The sequence below is a fragment of the Azoarcus sp. TTM-91 genome (assembly GCF_012911025.1).
Taxonomy (GTDB): domain Bacteria; phylum Pseudomonadota; class Gammaproteobacteria; order Burkholderiales; family Rhodocyclaceae; genus Azoarcus.
The window spans coordinates 22235-29635 of record NZ_WUEI01000053.1; the positions used below are offsets into that span (position 1 = coordinate 22235).

7 protein-coding genes are annotated in these 7401 nt (G+C 70.1%); 1 reads left to right on the plus strand and 6 read right to left on the minus strand.

The features are described from left to right. Positions 1-55: 55 nt before the first annotated feature. From GRF61_RS14715 to GRF61_RS14740, 6 genes are all read right to left on the minus strand, one after another. Positions 56-1405 (minus strand): mechanosensitive ion channel domain-containing protein, encoded by a 1350-nt coding sequence (locus GRF61_RS14715; RefSeq protein ID WP_169151389.1) that lies wholly within the window; start codon positions 1403-1405, stop codon positions 56-58. A gap of 26 nt (positions 1406-1431) precedes the next feature. Beyond that, on the minus strand, positions 1432-2034 hold the full coding sequence (locus tag GRF61_RS14720; RefSeq protein ID WP_169151390.1) for a phospholipase D family protein: 603 nt from the start codon (positions 2032-2034) through the stop codon (positions 1432-1434). Continuing rightward, on the minus strand, positions 2027-3319 hold the full coding sequence (locus tag GRF61_RS14725) for an RsmB/NOP family class I SAM-dependent RNA methyltransferase (protein WP_169151391.1): 1293 nt from the start codon (positions 3317-3319) through the stop codon (positions 2027-2029). Before GRF61_RS14725 ends, GRF61_RS14720 begins: the two co-directional genes overlap by 8 nt. Positions 3320-3326: 7 nt before the next feature. Beyond that, on the minus strand, positions 3327-4514 hold the full coding sequence (locus GRF61_RS14730; RefSeq protein WP_169151392.1) for a DUF3108 domain-containing protein: 1188 nt from the start codon (positions 4512-4514) through the stop codon (positions 3327-3329). A 12-nt stretch (positions 4515-4526) separates the two neighbouring features. Then, on the minus strand, positions 4527-5174 hold the full coding sequence (gene purN / locus GRF61_RS14735; RefSeq protein WP_169151393.1) for a phosphoribosylglycinamide formyltransferase: 648 nt from the start codon (positions 5172-5174) through the stop codon (positions 4527-4529). Between the two features lie 77 nt (positions 5175-5251). Beyond that, positions 5252-5980, minus strand: coding sequence for a hypothetical protein (locus tag GRF61_RS14740; RefSeq protein WP_248281256.1), 729 nt, complete (start codon positions 5978-5980; stop codon positions 5252-5254). Positions 5981-6165: 185 nt separating this feature from the next. On the opposite strand from GRF61_RS14740, the gene mutL reads away from it, so the two are divergent. Next, a partial coding sequence (gene mutL / locus GRF61_RS14745; protein WP_169151394.1) for a DNA mismatch repair endonuclease MutL occupies positions 6166-7401 on the plus strand: 1236 nt, incomplete at its 3' end.

The following is a 7401-nucleotide window of genomic DNA, read 5'->3' on the forward strand; positions in this document are numbered from 1 at the left end:
GTGCCGATTCTACGTGATGGCCTGGCGGGAAATCGCCACAAAACACACGCCTTGGTCAATCCTTGGCCACGGAGTCTGGGACAGGCAAGACGGCGTTCAGTTCGGAGCCAGGAAGCAGCCGCACCTCGCGCTGCGGATAGGGGAAGCCGATGCCTTCGGCCTTGAAGCGGCGCATCACCTCCAGATTGATGGCGGAGGAAATGCCCAGCGTGCCTTCGTGCGGATCGGCGATCCAGCAACCCAGCCGCAGGTTGATGCCGTTGTCGCCGAAGCTGACCAGGTAGGCGCGCGGCACTGGCGTCTTCAGCACCCGCGGCTGCCCCGCGCTCACTTGGACCAGGATGGCCATCGCCTTCTCGATGTCCGCGTCGTAGGCCACCTGGAAATCCAGCGACACGGAAACATTGGTGTCGCTGTAGGTTTCGTTCTTGACGATGGAGCCCACCAGGGTGTCGTTGGGCACGATGGACTCCACCCCGTTGCCGGCGCGGATGACGGTGTAGCGGGTGGTGATCTCCCGCACCACGCCGCGCTCGCTGCCGACGGTGATCAGGTTGCCGATGCGCAGCGAGCGGTCCAGCAGCAGGATGAAGCCGGAGACATAGTTGGCCGCGATCTTCTGCAAGCCGAGGCCGAGGCCGACGCCCAGCGCGCCGCCGAACACCGACAGCGTGGTCAGGTCGATGCCCACCATGGGCAGCGCCACCAGCACGGCGATGAGCAGCAGCAGGGCATTCGCCACCCGCGCCATCACCACCCGCACGTTGGCATCCAGCCCGGCGGCGGCGGAGAGGCGGCGGTCCACCACCCCGCCTATCCACAGCGCCACCAGCACGGTCAGCAGCACCATGGCGGCCCCCTGCATCACCATCCACAGCGACAGCTTCTGGCTGCCCATGGTGAAGGAGATGGCGTCCAGCCCGTCGATGACTTCCGGCAGCCAGCCGACGATGTGCAAGGCCACCACGATCCAGGCCAGCGCGGCGAAGCTGCGCTCGAAGCCGCCCAGCCAGCTGGAGTGGCCCACCGCCTGGCGCACCGCGAAGACGACGAAGCGGATCACCGCCAGCGACATCAGCAGCGGCACCGCGAGGTCGAGCAGGTAGACGTTCTGGAACTTGTTCAGCACCGCGCGGGCGCCCACCACCAGGATGAGCGCCGACAGCGGGAAGATCACCCGCCGCACGCCGTGCTGGCCGAAGCGGCGCGCGGCGCTGGCGGGCATCCCGGCCTCCCTGGTGTTGGCGCCCGCCGCCCGCTTCGAAGCCAGCCGCTGCACCATCCAGGCAGCCCCCAGGCACAGCGCCAACGCCGCCACCTGCCAGATCACCCGGGGGTCGTGCAGGTCTGCCCAGATGTGCTGCAGCAGGGCGGCGAACTCGGTTCCGGCGGCGTCAGTGGACATGGCTTCCATACGGAGGACTTCCTCGATCAGGGCTTCCAGGGCAGACGGGTGATGGGCGTGGCCTGCGCGCGGTGGCGCTGCCAGTTGTCGCGATAGGCACCGGCCAGCGCGCAGTTGTCGCGTAGCACCAGCACGTTCTCCGCATTGCGGTTCTGCGCGGACCAGGTGAAGTTGTAGGAGCCGGTGGCGACCGCACAGTGCGGGCCATCGGCATCGGCGATCAATAGCTTGTTGTGGGCGGCGGCGTAGCGGGTTTCCAGCGCCACCGGCACACCGGCGGCCAGCAGGCGCGGCAGGGCGTTGCCCTTCTCCCGCTGGTTCATCTTGGCGTCGGCCAGCACTTCCACCGCCACGCCACGCGCTTGCGCCGCCACCAGGGCATCGGCGATGCGCCGGCTGGTGAAAGCGTAGGCCTGCACCTGCAGGCTGCGGCGGGCGCTGCCGATGACCTTGAGCAGCAGCTTCTCGGCATCGTCGCGCGGGGTGAAGGCCACCTCCACTTCGCCGCTGGCCGGCATGCGCTGGCTGGCGGCGGCAGGAGTAAAGGCTGGCGCCAGGAAGGCGGCCAGCGCGAGCGCAGCCAGCAGTCCCCGGGCACGGTGCCGGGGACCAGGACAACGCTCAGGCATCGGCGCTCCGTTCCAGCACTGCCGCGAAGAAGCCGTCGGTGTCATGCAGTCGCGGACTGAGGCGCAGGCGTTCGCCGGTCTGCAGGGCCACGCCCTGTTTCTCCAGCACCGCGCTGGCGTCGATCTGGCGGAAGCCGGGGTGAGCGGCCAGGAAGGCATCCACCACCGCGTCGTTCTCTTCCGCCAGCAGGCTGCAGGTGGCGTACACCAGCCGCCCGCCCGGCCGCACCAGGCGGGCGGCGGAGGCCAGGATGGCACGCTGCTTGGCGACCATCTCGTCCACCCCGGCGGCGCTCTGCCGCCACTTCAGGTCGGGATTGCGGCGCAGGGTGCCCAGGCCGCTGCAGGGCGCATCCACCAGCACCCGGTCGGCCTTGCCTGCCAGGCGCTTCACCTTGGCGTCGTTCTCATGCGCGATCAGCACCGGATGCACGTTGGACAGCCCGGCCCGCGCCATGCGCGGCTTGAGCTTGGCGAGGCGCTTCTCGGCGACGTCGAAGGCGTAGAGGCGGCCGGTGGAGCGCATCATCGCGCCCAACTGCAGCGTCTTGCCGCCGGCGCCGGCGCAGAAGTCCACCACCAGTTCGCTGCGCTTGGGCTGGACCAGCAGGCCGAGCAGCTGGCTGCCTTCATCCTGCACTTCCACCGTGCCATCGAGGAACAGCGGGTGCTTCTGCAGCGCCGGCTTGCCGCCGAGGCGGATGGCCTGGGGCGACCAGGCGCCGGCTTCGGCCTTGAAGCCTTCGGCGTTCAGCCGGGCCAGCACTTCGTCGCGATTGCCCTTCAGCAGGTTCACCCGCAGGTCCAGCGGCGCCGGCTGGTTGAGGCTGCGGGCGAGGTCCAGCAGCGTTTCCTCGTCATGGGTAGCGAGCAGGCGCTCGGCCAGCCAGTCGGGCAAGTCGGCGCGTTCGGCCAGGCTGCCGCCATCGATGGGGGCGGCCTTCACCTCCGCCACCCAGTCGCGCTCGGTCGGCGAGGCCAGGCCCTCGAACTGGCGCATCGGCCAGCCTTCGCCGCGCGCCAGCCAGGCCAGCAGCAGCTGGCGCGGGGTGGCATCGTCGCCGGCGACGCGGCGCAGCCAGCGCAGGCGGCGCAGGATGCCGTACACCGATTCGGCGATGAAGCCGCGGTCGCGGTGGCCAAGCTCGCGGTTGTCGCGGAAGTGGCGCGACAGCACCGCATCCGCCGGGTGTTCAAAGGCCAGCACCGCGCCCAATACCTGGGTGGCCTGGATCAGCAAGCCGCGGGAGATGGCGGCCTCGTTCGTCTTGGTCTGTTTCTGCATAGCGCCTTCAGTTGGCGAAGAGGCCGTTCGGGGCCTCCGCGCTCTTCTCTTCCTTGAGTTCTACCATTTCCTGCACGGCGGCCAGCTCACGCTCGCCACCCTTGTTCCCGTCCGCCTGCGCCAGCCGCAGGTGGGTGGCCTGCTGGTCCAGCACCTCGCCCTTGTCGTCCGTCATGCGGATGCGCACCGGCAGCATGCCGTAGTTGCGCGCCAGCCAGATGTCTATGGTGAGCGAGCCATCCTCCGCCTGGGCGCGCAGCCGCAGGGTATCGACCCGGCCTATCGGCAGCCGCAGGCCCTCGTCGCCCACCGCCTCCAGCAGCGCGATCTTGGCTTCCTTGTTGCTCACCACCGTCAGCGGACGCGGCAGGCCGGCGGTGCCGACGATGCCGATCTGGTGCCACAGGCTGAGCACGTCCTGGTCGCCGGGCTGGATCCCGGCGCTGCGCCGCTCGCGCTCGCCGCGGCGGATGCTCACCCTGCCGGCCTGCCAGTCGAACAGCGCCGTCTCCGGCTCCTTGCCCTGCTGCTGCACGCTGAAACGCCGGGGTTGAAGGCCCTGCGGCCCCACCCCGCCCGCGCTGTGCTGGGAATACTGGAAGCCGCGCACCAGCGCGAGCAGCCCGGTGGTGCGCAGGTTCACATCCATGCGATAGCTGTCGTCGTCATGCGACCAGCTGTGACTCGCCTCACCCACCTCCAGGCGCTTCTCGCCGAGGAACACCCGGAAACTGATGCTGCCCTGGGCCGGCCAGCCATCGATGCTGAATGCTTCCGCCGGGGGCGCATTGTCCACCGCGCCGTCCTTTTCCGCCACCGGCAAGGGGGTGGAGACAGGCAGCGCGCCGCCGTTGCCCGGCGCCAGTGAGGCGAACTCCTCGGGCGCATCCACGTCCGGAATCAACTGCCGCGGCGGCGGCGTCAGCCTCGTTGGCTCGGCCTTGGTAGCGGCCGCTTCCGCCTGGCGGACGGGCCTGGGCCGGGGAGGTGCAGCTACCGGCCGGGGCGGCACGGGCCGGATCTCCTCAGGCGGGGGCGCCACCGGCCGCGCCGGCAGCAGCGTGGCCGTCAGCACCGGCTCGGGCGCGGTCTGCCCGGGAGGCACCAGGGAGAAATGCCAGAGATCGCTGCCGAACAAGGCGCCGTGGGCAAGCAGCGAGGCCCCGAGCGCGAGGAGCAGGCGGCGGTTGGCCATGGCCGCCTGCCCTCAGCCGGCTCCCAGCGCCGGCACGGTCCAGCTGGCGCCGGCCTCTGCAGCGCCGACGACCCTCACCCGCTTGTCTGCGCCCAGCTGCAGCCTGCCTTCGACAAACCAGCGCACCGCCTGCGGATAGATGCGGTGCTCCTGCTCCAGCACCCGGGCAGCCAGGCTGGCCTCGTCGTCGTCGTCGCGCACCGCCACCACCGCCTGGATCACCATCGGTCCGCTGTCCAGCTCGGCGGTGACGAAATGCACCGTGGCGCCGTGTACCCGTACCCCAGCCTCCAGCGCGCGGCGGTGGGTATGCAGGCCGGGGAAGGCCGGCAGCAGCGAGGGGTGGATGTTGATCAGGCGGCCTTCGTAGCGGCGCACGAAGTCATCGGTCAGGACCCGCATGAAGCCGGCCAGCACCACCAGGTCGGGATCGCGCGCATCTATCGCCTCGGCCAGCGCGGCATCGAAGGCGCTGCGGTCGGCGTAGGCCTTGTGGTCTATCGCCAGCGCGGCAATGCCCTGCGCCTCGGCGAAGGCAAGCGCCGGCGAATCCGGCCGGTTGCTGATCACCGCGGCGATGCGGGCGCCGGGAATGCCGGCGCGCACGATGGCTTCCATGTTGCTGCCACGGCCGGAAACGAGAATGACGATGGACTTCATGATCCTTGAGGCTTGCAGGAAAGGCTGCGGGAAAATTACCGGGCAGGCGCCGGCGCCCTGGCGGGCGGAAACCGGCGCTAGTGCACCGGCAGGAACACCGCGGTGGCCATGCTCTGGACCACCCGGGTCACCGTACGTTCGGTCTTCTCCTCGATCACGTCGGAGAGAAGCTCCAGCAGGCCGATGATGCGCCCGAACTCGCGTTCGAAGCTGAGGTTGCTTATGTCGCCGATCTCGTTCGACAGCAACAGCAACTCGCCGCGCTCGTCGCGCGCGCTGGCCAGTTTCCAGGCCGCGATCTCGACGTTGCGGGCCGCATTGTAGAGGTGCTGGGCGTCCAGATCATCCAGCACGTAAAACTCCTCCCGGTCGCCGAAGGCCAACTGCACCATGCCCGCCATGCCGACGATATAGGCCATGACCCGGTCGCCGCGGTAGCCGGGGTGCAGCGCCACCTGTATCGCATCCACCCCGCGGCGGTAGCCCAGCTCCTCGAAGCGCCAGCCGTGCTTGTCGTCGAAGATGCGCGACACCGCCGCCTCCAGCGTGGGCGCCGACTTGCGCCACTCCTTCGGGTTGCGCTTGTAGAGCTTCACCGCCAGCCGCCGCAGGCTGATGAAGATGCGCTGCTGGTCCGCCTCGACGAAGCGGTTCACATCCGACTTCACCAGATGCTGCACCGCCCAGGCCGGCAGGCGGCCTTCGCGCGGCGCCGTGCCCGGCGACGAGCAGGCCGCCATCAGCGTGATGCCGAGCACGCCGGCAGCCCAGCCCCTGCGCACACCTATGCCTCCCCCACGCCGCATGCATGCCTCCCCCGTTGCCCGGGCCTCAGAATAGTTTGGGCAAATAATAACCAAGCCCGCGCGCCAGCGGCGTCTGCGCTGCACGGGTGCCTGCCATGCCCTGCCGGCGGCTACGCCCCGCACCGGCCCCGGCCTGGCCAGCCCGTATAATTGCCGGCCCATCCGCCTTTCCTCCGCAGCCGACAATGCCCGTCATCAACCGCCTGCCCGACCTCCTCGTCAACCAGATCGCCGCCGGCGAAGTCGTGGAGCGCCCGGCCTCGGTGCTCAAGGAGGTGCTGGAGAACGCGGTGGATGCTGGCTCCCGCGCCATCGAGGTGCAGCTGGAACAAGGCGGCGTGCGGCGCATCCGCGTCAGCGACGACGGCTGCGGCATAGAACGCGATGACCTCGCCCTCGCCCTGGAGCGCCACGCCACCAGCAAGATCGCCAGCCTGGACGACCTGGAGCGCGTCGGCACCATGGGCTTCCGCGGCGAGGCGCTGGCCGCCATCTCCGCCGTCGCCCGCACCACCATCACCAGCCGCGCCACCGGCGCCGGCCATGCGTGGAAGATAGACGGCGACGACCGCAGCCTCAGCCCGGCGGCGCTCAACGCGGGCACGGTGGTGGACGTAGCCGACCTTTATTACAACACCCCGGCGCGGCGCAAATTCCTCAAGTCCGAGAGCACCGAATACGCCCACTGCGACGAGATGTTCCGCCGCGTCGCCCTCGCCCGGCCGGACCTCGGCATGCAGCTCTCCCACAACGGCCGGGTGATACACCGCCTGCCCGCCGGCGAAGCGGAGCGCCGGGTGGCGGCGCTGATGGGCGACGACTTCCTCGCCCACGCCCGCCAGGTCCATGCCGAAGGCGGCCCGCTGCGCCTCACCGGCTTCGCCTCGCTGCCCGCCTATTCCCGCGCCAGCCGCGACGCCCAGTACTTCTTCATCAACGGCCGCTACGTGCGCGACAAGCTGCTCACCCATGCGCTGCGCGAGGCCTACGCCGACATCCTGCACGGCAGCCGCCACCCGGCCTACGTGCTGTTCCTGGAACTGGACCCGGCGGGCGTGGACGTGAACGTCCATCCGGCCAAGATCGAGGTGCGCTTCCGCGAAAGCCGCGCGGTGCACCAGTTCGTCTTCCATGCAGTGAAGCGCACCCTGGCCGAGTCCGGCGCCAGCCGCGCCGGCTTGGTCGCCGACGAGGATGGCGTGATCCATCCGCCGGTGACCCCGGCCGCCATCGACGCCATGGACGCCGCGCCGCAATCCACGCCGGCCGCCGCCCGCCAGTGGCCGCCGGCCGGCAGCAGCCAGGGCCGGCTGGCGATGGACTCCGCCAGCCGCTCCTATTTCGACTTTGTCGGCAGCGCCCGCCCGGGCCAGGCCAACCGGCCCGCCGACGTCAACGCTCGCCCGGCGCCACCTCCGGCC

Excerpts from the sequence above, each read along its gene's own strand:
- GRF61_RS14730 (WP_169151392.1), bottom strand. The coding sequence starts at position 4,514 with ATGGCCAACCGCCGCCTGCTCCTCGCGCTCGGGGCCTCGCTGCTTGCC.
- GRF61_RS14725 (WP_169151391.1), bottom strand. The coding sequence starts at position 3,319 with ATGCAGAAACAGACCAAGACGAACGAGGCCGCCATCTCCCGCGGCTTG.
- purN (WP_169151393.1), bottom strand. The coding sequence starts at position 5,174 with ATGAAGTCCATCGTCATTCTCGTTTCCGGCCGTGGCAGCAACATGGAA.
- GRF61_RS14720 (WP_169151390.1), bottom strand. The coding sequence starts at position 2,034 with ATGCCTGAGCGTTGTCCTGGTCCCCGGCACCGTGCCCGGGGACTGCTG.
- GRF61_RS14715 (WP_169151389.1), bottom strand. The coding sequence starts at position 1,405 with ATGTCCACTGACGCCGCCGGAACCGAGTTCGCCGCCCTGCTGCAGCAC.
- GRF61_RS14740 (WP_248281256.1), bottom strand. The coding sequence starts at position 5,980 with ATGCGGCGTGGGGGAGGCATAGGTGTGCGCAGGGGCTGGGCTGCCGGC.